Origin of the sequence: Mucilaginibacter pallidiroseus (assembly GCF_007846085.1) — a bacterium.
GTDB classification, from domain to species: domain Bacteria; phylum Bacteroidota; class Bacteroidia; order Sphingobacteriales; family Sphingobacteriaceae; genus Mucilaginibacter; species Mucilaginibacter pallidiroseus.
In genome coordinates this window covers 234,001-254,138 of the sequence record NZ_VOEJ01000006.1, presented here as the reverse complement: position 1 = coordinate 254,138, position 20,138 = coordinate 234,001, and the positions used below count along the sequence as shown (strand labels likewise).

General features: G+C 42.2%; 18 protein-coding genes, 2 tRNA genes and 1 riboswitch. Of the genes, 7 read left to right on the top strand and 13 right to left on the bottom strand.

Annotated features, from left to right (window positions below):
* Positions 1–7: 7 nt before the first annotated feature.
* Entirely contained in the window at positions 8–316 is a 309-nt protein-coding gene (locus FPZ43_RS13905; RefSeq protein WP_146382525.1) for a phosphoribosylpyrophosphate synthetase, read from the bottom strand.
* 236 nt (positions 317–552) lie between these two features.
* On the opposite strand from FPZ43_RS13905, the gene FPZ43_RS13900 reads away from it, so the two are divergent.
* Complete coding sequence (locus FPZ43_RS13900) at positions 553–945, top strand: acyl-CoA thioesterase (protein ID WP_146382524.1); 393 nt, start codon at positions 553–555, stop codon at positions 943–945.
* Positions 946–956: 11 nt separating this feature from the next.
* Here the strand turns inward: FPZ43_RS13900 and FPZ43_RS13895 are convergent, their stop codons facing one another.
* The 3 genes from FPZ43_RS13895 to FPZ43_RS13885 form a co-directional block, all read right to left on the bottom strand.
* Complete coding sequence (locus FPZ43_RS13895) at positions 957–3,173, bottom strand: bifunctional alpha,alpha-trehalose-phosphate synthase (UDP-forming)/trehalose-phosphatase (RefSeq protein ID WP_146382523.1); 2,217 nt, start codon at positions 3,171–3,173, stop codon at positions 957–959.
* A gap of 380 nt (positions 3,174–3,553) precedes the next feature.
* On the bottom strand, positions 3,554–4,045 hold the full coding sequence (gene msrA, locus FPZ43_RS13890) for a peptide-methionine (S)-S-oxide reductase MsrA (RefSeq protein ID WP_146382522.1): 492 nt from the start codon (positions 4,043–4,045) through the stop codon (positions 3,554–3,556).
* A gap of 210 nt (positions 4,046–4,255) precedes the next feature.
* Positions 4,256–4,326 (bottom strand) — tRNA-Gln (locus FPZ43_RS13885).
* Positions 4,327–4,462: 136 nt separating this feature from the next.
* Between FPZ43_RS13885 and FPZ43_RS13880 the strand changes: the two genes are divergently transcribed.
* Positions 4,463–5,440, top strand: coding sequence for a hypothetical protein (locus FPZ43_RS13880; RefSeq protein WP_146382521.1), 978 nt, complete (start codon positions 4,463–4,465; stop codon positions 5,438–5,440).
* A 201-nt stretch (positions 5,441–5,641) separates the two neighbouring features.
* Here the strand turns inward: FPZ43_RS13880 and FPZ43_RS13875 are convergent, their stop codons facing one another.
* Positions 5,642–7,816, bottom strand: a complete 2,175-nt coding sequence (locus FPZ43_RS13875) for a DUF5916 domain-containing protein (RefSeq protein WP_222430977.1) — start codon at positions 7,814–7,816, stop codon at positions 5,642–5,644.
* Between the two features lie 108 nt (positions 7,817–7,924).
* On the opposite strand from FPZ43_RS13875, the gene FPZ43_RS13870 reads away from it, so the two are divergent.
* Positions 7,925–8,533, top strand: coding sequence for a class I SAM-dependent methyltransferase (locus FPZ43_RS13870; protein ID WP_146382520.1), 609 nt, complete (start codon positions 7,925–7,927; stop codon positions 8,531–8,533).
* A gap of 87 nt (positions 8,534–8,620) precedes the next feature.
* Here FPZ43_RS13870 and FPZ43_RS19320 read toward each other — a convergent pair.
* The 3 genes from FPZ43_RS19320 to FPZ43_RS13860 form a co-directional block, all read right to left on the bottom strand.
* A tRNA-Cys gene (locus FPZ43_RS19320) sits at positions 8,621–8,692 on the bottom strand.
* Positions 8,693–8,712: 20 nt separating this feature from the next.
* The gene (locus FPZ43_RS13865; protein WP_146382519.1) at positions 8,713–9,348 is read right to left on the bottom strand and encodes a peroxiredoxin; all 636 of its coding nucleotides are present in this window, start codon (positions 9,346–9,348) and stop codon (positions 8,713–8,715) included.
* Between the two features lie 166 nt (positions 9,349–9,514).
* Positions 9,515–9,633: riboswitch (SAM riboswitch) on the bottom strand.
* Positions 9,634–9,985: 352 nt separating this feature from the next.
* On the bottom strand, positions 9,986–11,059 hold the full coding sequence (locus FPZ43_RS13860) for a cellulase family glycosylhydrolase (RefSeq protein ID WP_146382518.1): 1,074 nt from the start codon (positions 11,057–11,059) through the stop codon (positions 9,986–9,988).
* 371 nt (positions 11,060–11,430) lie between these two features.
* Here FPZ43_RS13860 and FPZ43_RS13855 point away from each other — a divergent pair, with 371 nt between their 5' ends.
* Together FPZ43_RS13855 and FPZ43_RS13850 are read left to right on the top strand one after the other, a co-directional pair.
* Positions 11,431–12,924 carry a PAS domain-containing sensor histidine kinase gene (locus FPZ43_RS13855; protein WP_146382517.1) on the top strand — a complete coding sequence of 498 codons (1,494 nt, stop codon included), beginning with the start codon at positions 11,431–11,433 and terminating at the stop codon, positions 12,922–12,924.
* Positions 12,921–13,355 (top strand): response regulator, encoded by a 435-nt coding sequence (locus tag FPZ43_RS13850; RefSeq protein ID WP_146382516.1) that lies wholly within the window; start codon positions 12,921–12,923, stop codon positions 13,353–13,355. The genes FPZ43_RS13855 and FPZ43_RS13850 overlap by 4 nt, the downstream gene beginning before the upstream one ends.
* A gap of 112 nt (positions 13,356–13,467) precedes the next feature.
* On the opposite strand, the gene FPZ43_RS13845 is transcribed toward FPZ43_RS13850, so the two are convergent.
* The 5 genes from FPZ43_RS13845 to FPZ43_RS13825 form a co-directional block, all read right to left on the bottom strand.
* Positions 13,468–14,448: a type I phosphomannose isomerase catalytic subunit gene (locus FPZ43_RS13845; protein WP_146382515.1), complete on the bottom strand. Its 981-nt coding sequence runs from the start codon at positions 14,446–14,448 to the stop codon at positions 13,468–13,470.
* Positions 14,449–14,853: 405 nt separating this feature from the next.
* Entirely contained in the window at positions 14,854–15,561 is a 708-nt protein-coding gene (locus tag FPZ43_RS13840) for a hypothetical protein (protein WP_146382514.1), read from the bottom strand.
* Between the two features lie 15 nt (positions 15,562–15,576).
* Positions 15,577–16,278: a metallophosphoesterase gene (locus tag FPZ43_RS13835; protein WP_146382513.1), complete on the bottom strand. Its 702-nt coding sequence runs from the start codon at positions 16,276–16,278 to the stop codon at positions 15,577–15,579.
* A gap of 505 nt (positions 16,279–16,783) precedes the next feature.
* Positions 16,784–17,272: a hypothetical protein gene (locus tag FPZ43_RS13830; RefSeq protein ID WP_186461841.1), complete on the bottom strand. Its 489-nt coding sequence runs from the start codon at positions 17,270–17,272 to the stop codon at positions 16,784–16,786.
* Positions 17,273–17,401: 129 nt separating this feature from the next.
* On the bottom strand, positions 17,402–18,631 hold the full coding sequence (locus FPZ43_RS13825) for an NADP-dependent isocitrate dehydrogenase (RefSeq protein ID WP_146382512.1): 1,230 nt from the start codon (positions 18,629–18,631) through the stop codon (positions 17,402–17,404).
* A gap of 250 nt (positions 18,632–18,881) precedes the next feature.
* On the opposite strand from FPZ43_RS13825, the gene FPZ43_RS13820 reads away from it, so the two are divergent.
* Together FPZ43_RS13820 and FPZ43_RS13815 are read left to right on the top strand one after the other, a co-directional pair.
* Positions 18,882–19,595, top strand: coding sequence for a hypothetical protein (locus tag FPZ43_RS13820; protein ID WP_146382511.1), 714 nt, complete (start codon positions 18,882–18,884; stop codon positions 19,593–19,595).
* 80 nt (positions 19,596–19,675) lie between these two features.
* Complete coding sequence (locus FPZ43_RS13815; protein WP_146382510.1) at positions 19,676–20,101, top strand: hypothetical protein; 426 nt, start codon at positions 19,676–19,678, stop codon at positions 20,099–20,101.
* Positions 20,102–20,138 lie beyond the last annotated feature (37 nt).

The following is a 20,138-nucleotide window of genomic DNA, read 5'->3' as shown; positions in this document are numbered from 1 at the left end:
TTGTAAATTAAACCTCCTTTTCCTTCAGAGCTTCTACCATTTCATCAGTAAGCGGATCGCTGTAAACACCATAACTATTAACAAGTATACCTTTGATACCATGTTGCGCAGATGAAATGGCATACACTATTGCCTCATCACCCGGGTCGCTGGTGCCCTCAAACCGGTAATGTTTATCTATAATAAACTCGTTAGGGTGTAATTTAAGGTAATCGCCGGTGCATTCAAGATAGCTTTCTTTTAAATTGAAGTCGGCGGTGTAGCCCTTATCGCGCAGGTGGGCAATTACTTCTGATACGGTATCCATTGGTTCCATATTGTGTTGTTTTATTTGTAGATGTTTAGTAGTGCTGAATATACGCCTTAAACCAATAACGAATAAAAATTTTGTGAATTTGGCTGACTATCACATTGTCATCCGCAAAACATTGATCTGTATGCTCAAAATTGCTCAATGATATTGCCTACCTTTATTGCAGCAGCCGCCAGCATTGTTTTGGTGAAGCCTGCTATCGGCCTCACGCTTCGTGAAAGCTGGGTTAAACAACGTACATGACAACAGAAGAGAGAATAAACGCATCAGAAACCCGCGTTTTTAAAACGGTGTTCCCTAATACTACCAACCACTACGACACCCTTTTTGGAGGCACAGCTATGGCCATGATGGATGAGGTGGCCTTTATGACCGCAACCCGTTTTAGCCGCCAGGTTATGGTTACCGTTAGCAGCGATAAAATAGACTTTAAAAAACCCATACCAGCCGGTACTTTTATTGAGCTTGTAGGCCGCGTATGCTATATTGGCAATACCAGCCTGCGCGTAAATGTTGAAATTTACGTTGAACAAATGTATGCCGATGGCCGTGAACTTGCCATACACGGCACATTTGCCTTTGTGGCCATTGATGAAAATAAAAAGCCTGTAAAGGTTAACTCGGGCAGGTAGGCCTGCTGTTGTTATGCAGGCTGCATACGCTGGCTAAGGGTTTGCAAAAGTGCGTGAACCAGGTACGGCGTTAGCAGGTTATACGCAGCTAATGATTCTTCGGCACCTACCTTTATAGTGAACGCATTTGCCACACCCGCCAGTTTCCTGAACATATCTTCGTCGGTTTGGTCGTCTCCTATGCATAGTATAAAATCATACGTATGGCCTGTCATCAGTTGCTCTATCGCTTGGCCTTTATCTGTATTGCCGCCTTTTACTTCAATAACCTTGTGCCCATCCAGTAGTGAAAGCACCCTGGTATCGGCACTCTTTTGCAAATCCTGCAATAACCTTGCAGCCTTAAGGGGGCCCGTCACCGGATCAGCCTTGCGGTAGTGCCATGCCAGCGAAAAATCCTTCTCCTCGATGAACGATCCCGGGCAGGCATCCACATAGCCCTGCATCATTTTATAAACAGTTTGTAGCTTATCCTTCACCTGATCCGATCCAAATGATCCCCAGGCCTGACCCATATGTTTAACTTTGGCACCGTGTTCTGCAATAATGCCTATGGGCAAATGACCCAGCCAACCCTGCAGCGTGTCGCTATCGCGTCCGGATACTATGTAAACTTTGTTATGGTTATCTGCACTAAGTTTAGTAAGGATTTGTAGTACCTCGTCACTGGGACGTGCCATGCCCGGCTCCTTTGCAAAGGGCGCTAATGTACCATCGTAATCAAGCAGAATAAGCCTGTCGGTAGCGCTTGAATACCTATCCAGTATCTTGGCCTTATCGAAATTGTCCATAATGTTTTCGCGCAATTGCAATTGCCCCGCTTTGGCATCCTTAAGCCGATTAAAGAAGTCGCGGGCCCAGTCAACCACGTTATAGCTGCTTATTCGCGCCTGCATAGCTGCCATACGGTCCTCCTGCTCGGCACGTGGCATCTCGAGGCCGCGGCGTATCATGTCGCCAATTTCTTTACGGTCATTAGGGTTGATGATGAGCGCCTCGGGCAGTTCGTCGGCAGCACCCGCCATTTCGCTGAGTACCAGCACACCTCGTTTATCCTTTCGAGATGCTACAAACTCTTTGGCAACAAGGTTCATCCCGTCGCGCAGGGGGGTTATCAGGGCAATGTCGCAGGCGGTATAAAGTGCAATAAGTTCATCAAACGACAAGTGGCCGTACTGATAAACTACAGGTTGCCAGCCAATGTTGCCAAAGCGGCTGTTTAGGTTACCCACATATTCGTCAATTATCTTTTTACGCTCCGCGTAGCGGCTAATATTATCACGCGACGGAATAACCACCAGCGCAAATATTACTTTACCAATATAACCCGGATTTTGCAGCAAAAACTCGCGGTAGCCTTTAAGCCTGCTGAAAACGCCTTTTGTATAATCCAACCTATCTACCGAGAAGATCAGTTTTTTATCCTGCTTCATGTGCAGGTGTTCGTTGCGTTTTGCTACAACCCCTTCATTGTTGTAGGCGCTGTTAAACTGATCATAATCTATCCCGATAGGGAAAGCACCTGTTTTAATTTGCCTGCCATTCAGGTGAATGATTTGATCTTGAACCTTGGCCTGTGTTATTTTGCTAACGCAGTTTAAGAAGTGGTCGCGGTAATCGTTTGTGTGGAAACCAACCAGGTCGGCGCCTAGCATACCTTCAATAATTTCGTGCTGCCAATCATTAGGCATAGCGCGAAACAATTCGTACGACGGGAATGGAATATGCAAAAACAAGCCTATTGTTAGCTTAGGATTGCGCTTGCACAGCAAAGCCGCAAGCGGCAGCAAATGATAATCATGTATCCAAACCGTATCCTCCGGGTTTAATTGGTTGGCCAGATCGTCGGCAAAGTTGTGGTTTATTTTTTTATACGCCTCAAAAAACTGTGGCTGGTAGTCGGCATACGATGGGAAGTAGTGAAACAAAGGCCACAAAACCGAATTGGCAAATCCATTATAATATTGGTCGTACGTTTTTTGGGCTGCAAATATGGGATGGAAATCATAATCGGCCGTAAACGTATCAGACACTGTTTGCCACTCCTGCTCGGAACATTCGGATACGCCAACCCAAACCTTTTTGGTAAACGTACGCTGGCCCTCCTGATCTAGGTATGCACTAACAGCTGATACCAGGCCTCCCGAAGATTGACGATAGCTTAGCTTGTCGCCTTTTTTTTCGATAGTAATGGGGAGCCTGTTAGAGATTATAAATAATTTGGACATAATTTTTCCTTCTTCATCCGATCAAACACACTGTACGCTTATATCACCTTCCCACAAACTGAAGGGTTTATTTAAAAGCTATTAAATTTTCCGGCAGCCCGATGTTTCGGGTTTTGGCATGGCGGTAGCCAGGGGTAAAAAACTACTGCATAAATGCCTACCGGCATAAACACTGTGCGAACGGAGGTTAATCTTTAAAACACAATAATAACTGCCATACACCAATTTTGTTTGGCAAGGCACACTTTCATATAACGCCTTAAAGGGGGAAATTAGTGCAAAAGAGCTCCGCTCAGTATGTTAAGTAACCTCCATTATAAATAAAAACGACGGCATTTTGTGCCGTCGTTTTTATTTATAATGCTGTTTTAAAGTCCAAATTATGCCAGCGTCCAATCCGGTCGTTCAAAATGGCAGGTGTAACCAAAAGGATGCTTCTGGAGGTAATCCTGGTGCTCCTCTTCGGCGTTCCAAAAATCTGTTGCCGGTACCACTTCCGTAACAATTTTGCCCGGCCATTTACCAGACGCATCCATTTCGGCAATAAGCGCATTCGCGGTATCACGCTGCTCATCACTCAGGTAAAAGATGGCCGACCGGTATGATGTGCCAATGTCGTTACCCTGGCGGTTGCGTGTTGTTGGGTCATGGATCTGGAAAAAATATTCCAGCAATTTACGGTACGATAGATTTTCGGGATCAAAAACAATTTCTATGCCTTCGGCATGGCTGCCATGGTTGCGGTAAGTTGCATTAGGCACATCGCCGCCTGTATAGCCTACAACCGTAGATATAACACCGGGCTGTTGTCTAAACAGTTCTTCCACTCCCCAAAAACAACCGCCGGCCAGTATAGCTTTTTCTGTATTCATAGTTTCTTGATTGTAAATTAAATATAAGCCTTAAACTTAGCTTTGTGAAAGTTATAAAGCTACTACGCCTACATCAAAACGCAGGCCGATTTTATATTTAGCCATTTATTTGAATTGCAGATTACAATTGCTGACGTAATGGCGAGGGTGGGCCTTATACTTGGCAGGCCTTCAAACAAAAACGCCCGACTTTTAGCCGGGCGTTTCAAGTTTTCCTGAATGGATTCGAACCACTAATAACAGAGTCAGAGTCTGGTGTGTTACCGTTACACTACAGGAAAATATTGGTGTGTGTTGGTGCTGCAAATTTAAAACTTTGTGTAAACTAATCAATCTCAAATCAAAAAAATTGAATTAGGCTGGCATAAAATTTACGGCATTGCGCTCAATGGCATTATATTCGCCTTTACAATGGCTATGATCAACCTTAAACACGTCTTTACCAAATACACCACTATAATACTCCTGCTATCTGCGGTTACAACCCTACACGCCTGCAAGGGCACCGGTGGTAAAAAAGACCCAAAACTTGGCAATCAGAAAGATGAAAAGGGAAATGTGATCCCATCATTTAAGGCAGTTTGGGGTCGTGGGTATACCGAGGTGCGCCGAAACTTTGCCAATGGTATATCTTTTGGCGATTACGGTTACCAACTGGAGCCGGAGTGGCGCTTGTCGTTCCCATCAGATGATTCGGTTACCATTTATAACCCCAAGCGCAAAATGTTTGTTACCGCCCCGGTAATGTTTGATCATGACTCCATTTTTAACATTGCCTGGTCATGGATGAAATTGCGCAAGCTTACTAAAGACAGTATTTTGTTCCAGGTGATGAAGGTGGAGAACCAGGCCCTGCTGCGCGAAAAGTCTGTTGTATACATGAAGCTTTATGCCAACGATTATATTAAAAACGTGTTGCACACCACCCCTGCCGAACTGATAAAACCCAACAAACACGACACCGCCTACATAATCGATAAGGTTGCAAAAGCCAATGCCGATACGGCCAATGCATTTGCCGGCCGCCAGATGGTAGAGCTGAAAAGCAAAAGCCCTTTAGTAACCGTTGTGCGAAAAAACCTTACAGAAGAAAATAAAACCCAAAGCGCCATCCCGAGCGATTATATGCTGCCAGAGTTTAACATCAGCATAAAAAATGCTTACGAAGATTTCAGCTACTCGTTTACCGCCGTGGTTGATCAGAATGGCCGCATACTATTCCGCAAATCGTTGAACTTTGCCTATGAAGAATTTGAGGAAAGTACAAATAAAGTGATCCGGGCAATTACCGATGGATATTTAAAAGCCTACCTGAAAGTAACCCCTGGCAGTACCCTCGGCATGCCGCACTCCAGCGTAGTTATCCTGCATGTATCGGGGACGAAGAAGAGTTAGAGAGTAGGGAGTGGTTGATTTGTGAGTGGTTAATTGTAATTAGGTTAGTAGTTAACAGTGATTAGTTAGTAAATAATTGCATTTAAAGTAACAATACGGTAACTGATAAACCAAAGCACTAATAACTCCTAACTAATATCTGATAACTAATCGCTGATAACAAATCACTGCTAACTCCTAACTGATAACTACAAACTAACCCTAAATATTCCACCAATAGGTCCATTTAACTGTTAACTGGCGGTTTTTAACTGTAAACGGTGAGGGGATCGAGTTGTCGCCGTAAACAATGAACAGGTCTGATGCCGGTTTGTAGCGCCACTGCAGGCGGCTGTTTATATTCATGTTTTTTGCCTGCTCGTTATACTGCACAAAGGTTGTAAAGTACAGCGTATTGGTAAAGGTAACATCAGCACGCGGGCCTATCAGCCAAAACTTATTGTGGCCATAGGGCTGCGCCATGTGCAGATCGTTAAACGAGGTATTGAGCAGCAGATTAACATACGGCTGAAAGCGGTAGCCAACCTGCCCTGTAACGGCCCAGCGGTTGCCATCGTAATAATAGCCGCCGCGTGCAACTTCTAAAAGGTAAGTAAACACACTTTGTGGTTTTGATGCGAACTGCACATCAATTGTGTTCCAATGATTTTCAAATCCGGTTGGCAGTAAGGGCTTGCCGTTGTTGGTAGGGTCGAACGGGCGCAACAGCTTCACATAGGTATCAAAGCCCGATACAGTAAGCGTTGCCCTGCTGCGAAAGGTAAGCAGGTAACTTAAAACGCTTTCATTATCGGTACGCTTAAAGCTTTCGTCGAAAAAGTAAGTGCTGCTTAATTGAACACCGTGCGACAGAACATTGCCTGATTTTGGGAAGAAGTTATGCTGCACCAGCGGGCTAATTTTGTTGTAGCCATTACGCGGCACATAGCCAACTTCGGCATTGTAGTTTTTGCCCACATATTCGTGCTGCAGGTAAAAGGTCCAGTATTTACTCAGGTATTGAAAATGCCCTGCCGCTACATAATCACGGCCGGTTACATTCGGTGTGAAAGATTTAAGCGCAAGCAATTTGCCTGTAACCAGGTTGCTTGATGATGCCAGGTTAAACTCCATGCCTACGTTACGGTTGTAACCGGGCGCTGTGTTGCCTGCCGCAGGGGCATTGCCTGTGGCATCTTTATTCACAAACAAAAAACCGATGTTGGATCGTGAAAATACACGGCGCTGCAGGGTAACTACGCCAAAGTTCTGCCCCGGTAAGTTAGCTGACCCCGAGGTACCAGTTTGAATGTCCATAACCCCTACCCGCCAGTTCTTATCGATCTTGCCGGTCATACGCCCGCCAAACCTGATGGGCGCGTTAAGCCCTATCCTGCGCGAAAAGAACGGGCGGATATCGGCATAGCCAAAGTTGGCAAACAGGTCGCCGTTCTCTAAAAAGAACTGCCGCTTTTCGGGGAAGAAAAGTTCGTATCGATTAAGATTAATTACCTGCTGGTCCACATCCACCTGCGAAAAATCGGGGTTAACCGTCATGTCCAGGTTCAGGGATGATGTTAACCCTACCTTTACGTCGCCGCCAATTTCCTTGCGCCAAACTGCCGGCTTATTATTCTCAAAGTCTTTTGTGATGCCGCCCAACACGTACGGGATAACTGATATATTGCGTTGTGCAACAGGTGGCGCCTCATCCCAAACTATGGTGCCGGTGTAAGCCAGCGCTGCCGTGGGGAACTGCCGCGGCACTGGTGCCCAGCTGCTTTTTTCGGTAGTGACCAAATCATTGCGGCTAAAGTTGATGCCCCACTCTTTAATACCCTTTTTATAGCGGATACTTTTAAACGGTATGGCAGCCTCAAAAACCCACCTATCCGAATAATTTTTCACTACCGAATACCACTTATTGTCCCAGCTTAAATCTACCTTGCTGCCCTCATACATGGTACCATCCCACTGTGCGCCTGCCGCGTTGGAGCCAAACGAAAATCCATCCGTACGGGCATCAAAGGGGTCCATAAAAAATATGAAGTTGTCGTTTTTCCCGAAGTTAAAGTCGCGCTTTAACGACTCTACCATGTATTGCGGCTGTGGCGTATAACATACGGCCGATATGTAAAAATTATCGTTATCATATGCCATGCGCACAACAGTTTTTAGTTTGGCAAAGCTGGTATCCATGGGCAGCACCATGTAAAAATTGCCTGCACTGTCGGCTTCGGTCCAGCCGGCTTCATTCAATACACCATCAATTTTAATAGGTAACGCCGACCGTTTGATATGGTACCGATAGGCAGCATTCTTTTTTTGAGCCGTTGCAAAGCCGCAAATAAACAGGCAGCAGCAAAGCGATAGCAGAACTTTGTGGATAGATTGCAATTGGTATAAGGCGGTTTTAAAATTGTGAGATAGCCTTAAACAATTATATTAATAATTAATGAAAGGAAAGTGTAACAAATCTGTAAATACTCCATATTAGCACCGCTTATGAATAACCTGCAACAACTATTCGGTAACATCGATATTTACCTGTTCGACCAATTGCTAAAAGGTCGGTTCGACGATTGTAAAATCATTTTAGATGCCGGCTGCGGTGGCGGGCGCAACCTGGTTTATTTTCTGCAAAATGGGTTTGATGTATACGGGATTGACCCTAATGCGCATGCCATAGCACAGGCACAGACGCTGGCTGCACAACTGGCGCCCAACCTGCCGCAAAACAACTTTACTGTAGGCAAAGCCGAAGAACTGAATTTTGGTGACAGCGTATTCGATTTAGTTATCAGCAGCGCCGTATTACATTTTGCTGATAGCGAAGATCATTTTGATGCCATGCTGAAGGCCATGTGGAGGGTACTTAAGCCGGGAGGCTACCTGTTTGCCCGGCTGGCATCAGATATCGGTATCGAAGATTTAGTAATTTCATTGGGCAACGGACGCTACCTTTTGCCTGATGGCAGCGAACGTTTTTTGGTTAACCAGCAAATGCTGCTTAAATATACTGATGCGCTTGGCGGACAACTAATTGAGCCCATTAAAACAACCAATGTGCAAAACCTGCGCTGCATGACCACATGGTGCTTACAGAAAAGGTAAAGTGTTATAAAACAAGAACAGCATACCTTGCACAGTATGCCGCCCCTTTTTTTGAAGTTAGTAGTTAGTTATAGTTAGTATATACTGACGTCGTGGGTAGATTCGAACTACCGTAATAGAGTTTTGCAGACCCTCGCCTCTCCTCTCGGCCACACGACTTTATTTTTTACCTAACAAGCTTACTTGTTAGGTTGCGGGGTTGTACGCAGGTACGGTTTTACTTCTGTAAAGCCTTTAGGGAATTTAGCCGGGATATCTTCTGTTTTTATGGATGGCAACACCACGACGTCTTCGCCGTCTTTCCAATCGGCAGGAGTAGCTACGCTGTGGTAAGCGGTAAGTTGCAGGGAATCAATAACCCTTAAAATTTCCTGGAAGTTGCGGCCGGTAGATGCAGGGTAGCTAATGATCAGTTTAATTTTTTTATCGGGGCCAATGACGAACAGTGAGCGAACCGTTGCAGTAAGTGAGGCGTTGGGGTGGATCATATCATAAGCCTCGGATATTTTGCGATTTTCATCGCCAATGATTGGGAATGTTACCTCAACGTTTTGGGTTTCGTTAATGTCGCTGATCCATCCTTTATGCGATTCGGCACTGTCGGTGCTCAGGGCAATAACTTTTACGTTGCGCTTGTCAAACTCATCTTTTAATGATGCTGTTTTGCCAAGCTCGGTGGTACAGACTGGTGTATAGTCTGCCGGGTGCGAAAACAGCACCCCCCAGCTATCGCCCAAGTATTCATAAAAATCAATTTCACCTTGTGAGGTTTGTGCTTTAAAATTTGGGGCATCATCGCCAATACGTAAGCTCATAGTAGTATATTTTTTTTAAATGTACAGCAAATAAAGCCGCACCGTTTTTATAACGTGTTAAGTAATTATCATGAAAGCTTTTGAGGGCTTCTTTTTAATGTTGATTGGTTATCCGCAAAAGAAGCAAAAGAGAAATATCCGTATGGATATTGATTTCTTTTAAATCAGCTTATCTGTCTTCGCATTGGTTTACGAAGCAGGAATTAGCACCTTTTACGTTTAATTAAAACCGTACAGGTTGCTAAGACGTCATAGGGCCTTTCCCTCTGTCTTTCTGGATAAGTATATTTAAAGAACGATTACATCACAAAAGTAGATATAAATTCTATAATTCCTATAGATTTTATAAATTATTTTTTAAGACGCTGATTTATAAGAAAATAATTTTACTTCTACACTTAAAACGCGTCATTGCGAGGTACGAAGCAATCTCCGAAAGCCCGTTGCTAACTATCCTGTCGAAGATTGCTTCACTGTCGTTCGCAATGACGCGTTAGTATGGTATTGCAGAATTAATTTGCAAGAGTCAGCCTGGGCCTGTCGAAGACCTGATAAAACGACAAGTGTTTCGACAGGCTCAACATGACTGAGTTTTGTTTATCAATCCCAGTGCACAGAAATGACACTTCTAAAAGTCCTATTTACCGTTGAGCTTTTTAATCAGGTCTACCTCTTCCTGTTTATAGGGTTTCCCATCCTTATGGAAAATATCGTGAAACCACTCTTTAGGTTCGCCGCCGTTAGCCATTGGCGTGTCCCAGGCATATATTGTATTTGTTTTACCCGCCACAAAGCCCCAGTTAATTGCGCCAACGTTTTCTTTTTTCAGCATCGGCAGTATGTTGCTAAAAAAGCTACCCTTTGTGCGGGCCATGTATTCGGTACAAATTAAAGGGCGGCCATGGCTTTTTAACATTTGTATGGTTTTTAGGTGCGTATCCTCGGCGGTATAGTCGTGATACGTCACTATGTCGGAGTTTAGGGCCTGGTAAGCATTCAATTCCTCAAGGTCCCACTTCCATAACCCTGCCGAAAGCGGCTGACTTGGGTTTACAGCGCGTGCCCAGCTAAATACTTTTGCAAGCAACCCAAGTGATGCATTACCCTTGTTGGAGTTACCCGGCTCGTTGTATAAATCCCAAAGTAAAATGCGCTTATCATCTTTGAAGCTTGTAAGCACATCCTTCACATAAGCTTCCAGCATTGCCGTTTCGCCCGGGTTGTTAAGGCGGTTACCCGGATTCTGCAGCCACCCGGAATTATGGATACCCGTTTTAGGGGCGGGTTGTTTACCCGTTTTGGCGCCTGCATTCCAGCAGTCGTCAAAAAACACAAACATGGTTTTAATGTGGTGCTTATTGGCAATAGCCAGGTAATCGTTTACGCGCTTTTTAAAACCGGCTTTATCCTGCTGCCAAGCAAGGCTATATAAAAACACCCGCATGCAGTTAAAACCTATACCCTCGGCGTAGCCCAGTTCCCGATCAATAGTTTTCGGATCAAAGGTGTCGGCCTGCCACATCTCCAGCTGATTGATGGCTGTGCTGGGTATAAAATCGGCACCGGTTAACCACTTGTTGCCTGCGTACCATGCCTTAGCCTTAGCAACCGACCACCGCTGGCCCGCCACTGTTTTTTTTGATTGTGCATTTGCCGTACCCAATAACGCCGCAACGATGAGCCCGGTTGCCAATATGCCTTTAAATTTCATAATGTAGATAATTGATTAAGCTAACATAGTGAATAAAAAGCAATGCTTATTGTTAGGGATTGCTTTGGCCAGCCGATATCATAAAAATCTAACCTGATTTTTTGTCTTGACAACCATTTAAGTATCTAATAAGCTATAAAACAGAATAATAAAAATGTGCTATGTAGGTTATATATTCAAATATCTTAGTAAATTATTTATAGTGATAAAATATTTGTAATAAAATTAACTTTTAATAGCGATCATTGCGTTAAAGTTTCTATTTCATTAAATTAAACACAACCTTGTGTTGTATTAATCACAGTAATTCGGGTTTGGCATACTATTTACAGAATAGGCGGTTATAAAAAATGAACGAAATTTCGAAGTAAATGAGTTTTAAAAACGGCACCGAATTTACTGAAGCAAGCTTAGGTCATTTTACACGCCTAATTGATAAAATTTCCAGTGGATTGTGGGAGTATAATGCTATTAACAAAAAAACCACCTGGAGTAACGGGTTTTATACCATGCTTGGCTATGAGGTGGGCGAACTTGAATGCACACACACTAATTTTTTTGAGAATATTCTGTACTATGCAGATAAAAATGCATTTTTAAAAACCAACACCGAAAACAGCACGTCGCCGGTTAGCAGCGAAATAAGGCTACTTACAAAAAACGGCGGTTACCAGTGGTTTAAAAGTATAGCGTATAAAAGCGATAGCAAAGACACATCGCTTTATTATGGGATGCTAACTAACATCAACGCTGATAAACTAACCCGGCTAAATACCGAACGTAAAAACTTTATAGATACAGAAACCGGGCGTATAGCCAAAATTGGCGGATGGGAACTTGACGTGACCAACAGGCAAGTACTTCTAACAACAGATGTGTACCGAATTTTTGAACTGGAAGACGGTACCCCTATAACGCTTGACGAGGCAATAAGCTTTTTTGAACCGAACCATCGCAGCGTTGTTGCCAACGCGGTTGAGGATGCTATTAATCTTTGCAAGAGCTTTGATATTGAGGTACTCTTTCGCACCGCCCGAAATAACGTGATTTGGGTACGCAGCAAATGTGTGCCCATTGTTGATGATTTTGGCCATTGTATATTACTACGTGGCATATTTCAGAATATCGACGCAATTAAGAAGCGCGGCTTGAATATGCAATCGTCCATTAATATGCTCGACGATAAAAATAAACGATTGCAAAACTTCGCTTACATGGTTTCGCATAACCTGCGGTCGCACGCAGGAAACCTTGCGTTTATGGTTGACTTGTATGAGAACGATCTTACCGAAGACCGGGATGAGATCTTTGGACACATAAAAACAATAAGCGGCAGTTTAAGCGCAACCATGTCGCACCTGGACGAGGTGGTGCGCATACAGTCAGACATACAGATGGGCCTGAAGGATGTGAAGTTTGTTGATATGCTCACCAACAGCATGCGCGGCTTAAGCGCCAACATACAGCAATCCGAAGCTGTTATCGACGCCGATTTTAGCCGGTGCCAGCAAATAGCCTACATACCCGCATATTTGGAGAGCATTTTTCATAACATGATAACCAATGCTATAAAGTATCAGCACCCCAAACGTAAGCCTGTGATAGTGATCAAGTCCTTTATTGAAAATAACAAAGTGTTCCTAACTTTTCAGGATAATGGTCTGGGCATTGACCTCAAGCGTCACGGCGAAGATATCTTTGGCATGTACAAAACATTTCATCAACATAAAGACGCAAAAGGCATTGGTCTGTTTATTACCCGTAACCAAGTTGAAGCGCTGGGTGGATCGATAAATGTAGAAAGCACACTTAATAACGGCACAAAATTTACTATTATGTTAGTACATTTTAATAACAATTTATGAATAGTGAGCCCAGAGCGGTTACCGCGTGTGTGATTGATGATGATAGGATATTTACGTTCGGAATAACTAAATTAATGGAAATTACGGGCTTATTTAGCCCTACAATGCAATTTATCAATGGCCAGGAAGCAATTAATTTCTTATCCAATCCTGAAAATGGTGACAAATTGCCCGATGTAATTTTTGTAGACATCAATATGCCGGTAATGAATGGCTGGGAATTTACGCGTAGCTTCGAGGAAATTAAACCCCGTTTGGGAAAAAATATCCCGGTTTATATGGTAAGCTCATCGGTTGATTTGAATGATATTCAACGGGCTAAGATTAATCCTACGCTTAAAGATTACATCATGAAGCCAATCAACACCACTCATTTAACAAACATTTTCAATTCGTTAAACGGCGATATTGAAATGGTGCAATACAACTAAGTAATACTATTAACAGTTAGTACAATATATTGGTACTTGGGGTACTAATAAAGCAGGAAAACCGCCCGGCTATTATGCAGGGCGGTTTCTTGTTTATAAGCCTTATTAATTGTTATTCTATATAGCTTTCCAGTATCTTAAAGCCATTAGTGGTTTCAAGCTCAATTTTTTCGATGGTTGTTGGAAGCAGTATACACTCTCCCATTTTAACAGGGTATGCATTTCCATCATGTTTAATGGTGTATTCGCCGTCAACACAAACATGTATCACGAACGAGTCGAGCGTCGAATAATCCTTGTTAGTGCTATGAGTAAAATCCATTACGTTGGTTGTGAAGTATGGGCATGATACTACGTGTACCGTTTCGTCCTTCTTAGCTTCGTATGGTGTTTTGTACTCGTCGTAATGTTTGTAATCAATAGCGGCCAGGGCTTCCTCTGTATGCAGTTCGCGCTTGTTGCCCTTGTCATCTACGCGGTCAAAATCATAAATGCGATAGGTAATGTCAGATGTTTGCTGGATCTCGGCAATCAGCAAGCCTTTACCGATGGTGTGTACGCGGCCGGCAGGTAAAAAATAAACATCTCCTGCGCTTACGTCCTCGCGGTTAAGGATATCCATGATGTGTCCGCTGTTAAGCGCTTCAACATATTTTTCCTCTGTCATTTCCTGGTTAAAGCCCGAAATCAGCGTAGCCCCTTTGTCGGCTTCGATTACATACCACATCTCGGTTTTACCAAAAGAGTTATGGCGTTTTTTAGCCAGTTCATCATTCGGGTGCACCTGCACGCTCAGGTCATCATTGGCATCAATAAACTTTACAAGCAGCGGGAAGGTATTACCAAAGTGATTGTAAACCTTTTCGCCAACTAATTCGCCTTTAAACTGCTCAAGCAATTTATCTAACGACTGGCCCTGCAACTCGCCACCGTCAACTACTGATACGTCAGACGGTACACCTGAAATTTCCCAGGTTTCGCCGCAGTTTGGCAAATCGCCAATATTTTTGTGCAGGTAGCTTTCAATTTTATGACCACCCCATATTTTATCCTTAAATATGGTTTTAAATTTCAATGGATATAGTGCAGACATGACTGATGTTGTATTTTAAGATAAATATTGCACCTGCTTAATTGTATAAGAGTGCTAATTGGCGGCTAAGTTATACTTTTTTCAACAGCTATAATTACGGTTTTTAAATTTGCTATCAGCTTAACTCTCGTATTTTAAAGCAATTGCAACGGCTTATATATTTTTACTTATTGCTCTGTTTCTAATTAATGTTAATTCACTTTTCAAGATATCACTGATTACAATATTGGCCCAAAATTCAGCATACCAATTAAACGGAGTACTAATGGTATAGGTACTTTTTAACTTCAAAATACACTTGTTGCCGGGCAATTTGGTTAATTGGTATGAATCATTCAATATGCTTATATGCCTGCCGCCGACAACTACGTGTTCATCAAGTACATTGGGTGGTATTTTCTCAGGCTAGGCTTTTATGGCAACGGTTAGCAGTTGAAGAGGCTTAAGCTCTGTTATCACCTCGTCAAAATACAGCCCCTTTTCAAACATGGCTTTACGATGGCCGCCGGCAATAAGGGTATCAATAACCGTACTTGTATGCCGTGGAAAACCTACAACATCGGTAAATAACGAACGATTTTCATTGCTGCTTATTAACCTGATATGGGTTATCTTATTCCAAACGGCCACCGTTGACGCTTCAATAACTACAGACCGGCTTAACTGATATTGGCTTGTGGCGGAACTCGCATCGCGCTCAAGCAAACCTGCAAATAGAGGCAAAATAGCCAATAATGATAGTTTAAGCTTCGGATTGTCTGTACCCTTTTTTAGCTTATTTGATTTGAACTGATAAGCTATTATTCCATCTATACCCGCCATTGTTGAAAAAAACGGATAAACCATTACCCAGCAAATTACCCCTTCAACAGAAAATAGAACCGTGATAATAAATAGCAGCAGCGAGGTTAACCAGGGTAAAAAAAAGGCCCTGGTCCGGTTCTTTACAGCACGTAAAGGGAGTAAAATAATAGTTAAGAAGCCTATTAACGATGGTAAAATAAACAAAAAAGATATGCTCATTATCTCCAGCACATCGCTCAAAAAACCAAACATTAACCTGATAATTAATCCGTAAACAGAGGCTAAAATTATTGCAAAGGTTATTTTCATCTTCGTTTTTAAGGGTTAGATTGTGTTAACTAAAATAATATCTTTTTTGCAGTTATAACGTATTGGCAGCGTATCTCCAATACCTTTGCTAATTAAGTAGATGAAATTGTCGGTTATCACATGTTTTACATTCCATTTGTATATGTAGCGGCCCGGATATAATCCTTTTTCTGTTTCCCAAAAAACAGCCTGGCATCCATGCAAATGTCCGGCAAAAACAATATCATAAGCACCTGCAAATAACTTTTCATCAATTGGTTTATGTAATAACAGGATGTTTATATCGCATTTCGGGATAGCTATTTCAGATATATTTCCGTTTACCCGTATATTAAAACCATTGATATTAATTACAGCGTGATGCTTTTCAATCCAGTTTACGCCATAATCTGTCATTACCTGCCATATTCTTTTCAATCCAAAAAAGTAATCATGATTTCCTGCAATGGCTAATACATGGCGGCCAACAGCAATGCCGTTAAGTAATTGTGAAAGCAACTCCAATCCGCTCTTAGTATCAACATAATCGCCACCCAAAAGCACTATATGGGGGTTTAACCTGCGTACCTTATTGATTAATGATTCAATAAGCCTACCGCAGTATCCATTAAGATGTAAGTCAGATATAAAGAGAATATCAATATTGGTTAAACCCCTGGTGTTGAATTTGTATTCACGCACTTCAAATGGATGATTATAGCCTACTTCTAACCTCATCGTTATACCATATCAAAACGCACATGCATCCTATATACCAATTTTTAAGTGGTGCTTTTTTGTTGAACAGGCCAAAAAGCATATAGGCACCAATAGGCAAAATATTGGCTGCACATTTTATAATACCTGTTTTATAAGTCTGTTTAATGCTTGTTAATATTGGTGTTTGCACACCTTCTAATATCAGCGGAAATAAAAAAAGAAATTGAACTTCGGCCAAATAAAACACAATTACACACAACGGAATAAACAGAGGATGCAGTTTATAAAATAGGATTGCAGATGCAATACAAAGCGCAAGACTTATAGAATATTTAAGTAGTCCATAGAAAGCAAAATTAATATTTGTCAACAATCCCCTGTTTGAGCTAGTTATTTCATTAAGCCTTTGATGCATCCACAAGGCGCCGGAACTGAAAACGTTAGTGCTGATTTTGGTTTGGCTGCTTATGGGTAGCGTGCTTAAGTGTGCGCTGCTTTTTTTAATGAGTGTTTGATAATACATCTATCCATAGATATAATTAAACCAACAAAGCCATGCAATACCGTTACCCAAAACCAACATACGATGATAAATATTTTCAATTTTAGTACAGCGTTTTATATGAAACACAAACTCATCATAACAAATAGCGACAACGGTGTAGATAAGTACCAATAGTATGGGTATGAGATATATTTTAGGCGATGAACTGACCATAGCAAACCACATTAATAAAAACATGGGTATCCCACCCAGGCCCAGTGCTGCGGCTTCGGCATCTCGCTCTTTTTTGGGTATTTTCATGTTGAGCGGGTTACGATGGTAACGCCAGTCTAAAACACCGCCAGCAGTAGCTATAATGCCAAACACGCCCATTAAGACAAATTGCCAGGGTAGATAGGGGAATTCTGTATCAAAATGAATGTTGCTTTGTTTACCCAATGCAATTAGTAATACTATAAAAAATAATGGCGGCAAAAACAATAAAATGAGTGAAAGGTAGTGGCGCACGGGTTAGTAGTATTTTATCCTAAAAATATGCAAATCTGCCAATATTTTATCCATAATGTAAATTACCTTCAAAACAAAAGCCCGGCATGCTAAGCAAACCGGGCTTTGTTAAAAGTATTAAGGCAAAAATTATTTACCCAATTTTGCTTTCAAGTTTTCGTCAATCGCTTCCAAAAACTCTTCGGTGTACAGGTAATCGGTACCGTGCTCAACCTTAGGTTTAATGGTGATAGCCAAATCTTTGGTCATTTTGCCGCTTTCAACAGTTTCGATACAAACCTGCTCAAGGGTATGGCAAAAATCAATCAGTTCCTGGTTGTTGTCCAACTTACCGCGGAACTCTAAACCACGTGTCCATGCAAATATAGATGCAATTGGGTTGGTAGATGTTGGGCGGCCCGCCTGGTGCTCGCGGTAGTGGCGTGTTACGGTACCGTGCGCAGCTTCGGCTTCCATTACGTTACCATCTGGTGTAACCAAGGTAGATGTCATTAAACCTAATGAACCAAAACCTTGTGCTACGGTATCGCTCTGTACGTCGCCATCGTAGTTTTTACAAGCCCAAACAAAGTTACCGTTCCATTTAAGGGCCGATGCAACCATGTCATCAATAAGGCGGTGCTCATAAATAATACCGGCTTCATCAAACTTAGCTTTGTAATCGTTTTGATAGATCTCTTCAAAGATATCTTTGAAACGACCATCATATTTTTTAAGGATGGTGTTTTTTGTTGACAGGTATAACGGCCAGCCTTTCATCAACGCCTGGTTAAAGCAAGCATGGGCAAAACCTTTGATAGACTCATCAGTGTTGTACATTGTTAAAGCAACACCATCACCTTTAAAGTTAAACACCTCGAACGATTGCTCCGGGCCGCCATCTTCGGGCGTAAACTTAACGGTTAATTTACCTTTACCTTTAGTTACAAAGTCGGTAGCGCGGTACTGGTCGCCAAAAGCGTGGCGGCCAATGCAGATTGGGGCTGTCCAGTTTGGTACTAAACGCGGCACATTGCTCATTACAATAGGCTCACGAAATACAGTACCGTCAAGTATGTTACGGATAGTACCATTTGGCGATCTCCACATTTGTTTAAGGCCAAACTCCTCTACGCGTTGTTCATCTGGTGTGATGGTAGCACATTTAATACCTACACCATATTGTAAAATAGCGTTTGCAGCATCAACAGTTACCTGATCATCAGTTTCATCACGATACTCGATACCTAAATCGTAATATTTAATATCAAGGTCGAGGTAAGGAACAATCAATTTATCTTTTATGAATTTCCAGATGATGCGTGTCATTTCATCGCCATCCAGTTCAACTACCGGGTTTTGTACTTTAATTTTTGACATACCTGTTTTTGTGGTTATTTCAGTTTTAACGGTTTCAAACTTACATAAAAATATTTTGTAAGGTAAAACGCCGCCAACTTAAAAAAATAAAATGGCTTAGTGGTTTACCAATAATAATTAAAGAAAAGTTAAACACGCGCTGGCACCAGGCCGTAAACATAATAAATACCGGCAGACAGTTGGTTTTTAAAACTTTGATGTTATTTTTATAGAAATTTACACCTGCCATTTACAATACTTATTGCCCAATATGATAAAGTTGCTTTATAAAACACCCTTGCTTATATTACTGATGTGTTTCATATCAACCGTATCAAAGGCGCAGTTGGGCTTCAATTACGCACAGTACGATTTTGGGCTGGGCGCTGTGGCTAATCGCGTTATTGGTGATGCCGAAAGCATTAAAACCACGCCGGCCGCATTTGTAAATTTTACTTATAACCACAGCCCCTTTGTAAACTACGTTGTAGAAATACAGGCTGGAAGCATGGAAGGTGGCAAGCCAGAGAGCGAATCGGGCAGGTATTTTAAAAACATCTATAAAACCATTGTATTTAGGGGCCAACTGCAGGCAGGGGAGTTAATTGATTACTCGGGCAGCCAATTGATGAACTTTGCCAAAAACATCTACCTGTCATCGGGCTTTGGCTATATAGTAAATGATATACGCGATGTGAACCGTACGTCTACGGATCCAAACCATTACGGCTATTATACAGGCGGCGAGGATAAATCGAGCGAGTTATATATCCCGGTACGATTAGGCTACGAAATAAAAATATTTAACCAGTATAACGAACCATCAACCAAAATTGACCTTGGCGCACAATACAATTATGTATTTGGCGATAATGTTGACGGCTTTAACGCGGGGCGCAGTAAGGATAAATTTATCCAATACAGCATCGGCGTAAAATTTGCATTAGGCGGCTATACCTCGGCAGGCAAGCAAATCCATTACTAACACGGGTTAAAAAATCTTTTGTAAAACAAAGTGATGTGGCAGGGTTTTTAATGTATAACAACTATACAAAACAAAAACCTATGGCAACTGATAAAGACCACGAGTTAAGCATTGATCCGGAAGATCTTGATAACTCAACCGAAACCAACGACAATCTTGATAATGATAACCTAAACTACAACGAAGAGCTTGACAGCTACGAATTGGATGTTAAAGGCGAAGACGAGGATTATGACCATCCAGATCCATATGATACCAGTGCAAAAAACGGCGAGGACTTTGATTCGACCTATGATGAAGCCAACCCATATGATGTAAAAGGCGAGTTTGATACCGGCAGATCGCTTGAAACCGATGCGGAATCATTGGGAATGCACATTGACAGTGGAAAAATAGTAGAGCTTGACCCGCGTGATGAGGCCCTTGCTCATACACCGGAAGATGACCGCGACGACCTTGACGAAGAAGGTTACCCTATCAACGATAAACCTAACGACGTTGCATAAACAAAAGGAGGCGCTTTGTAAGCGCCTCCTTTTGTTT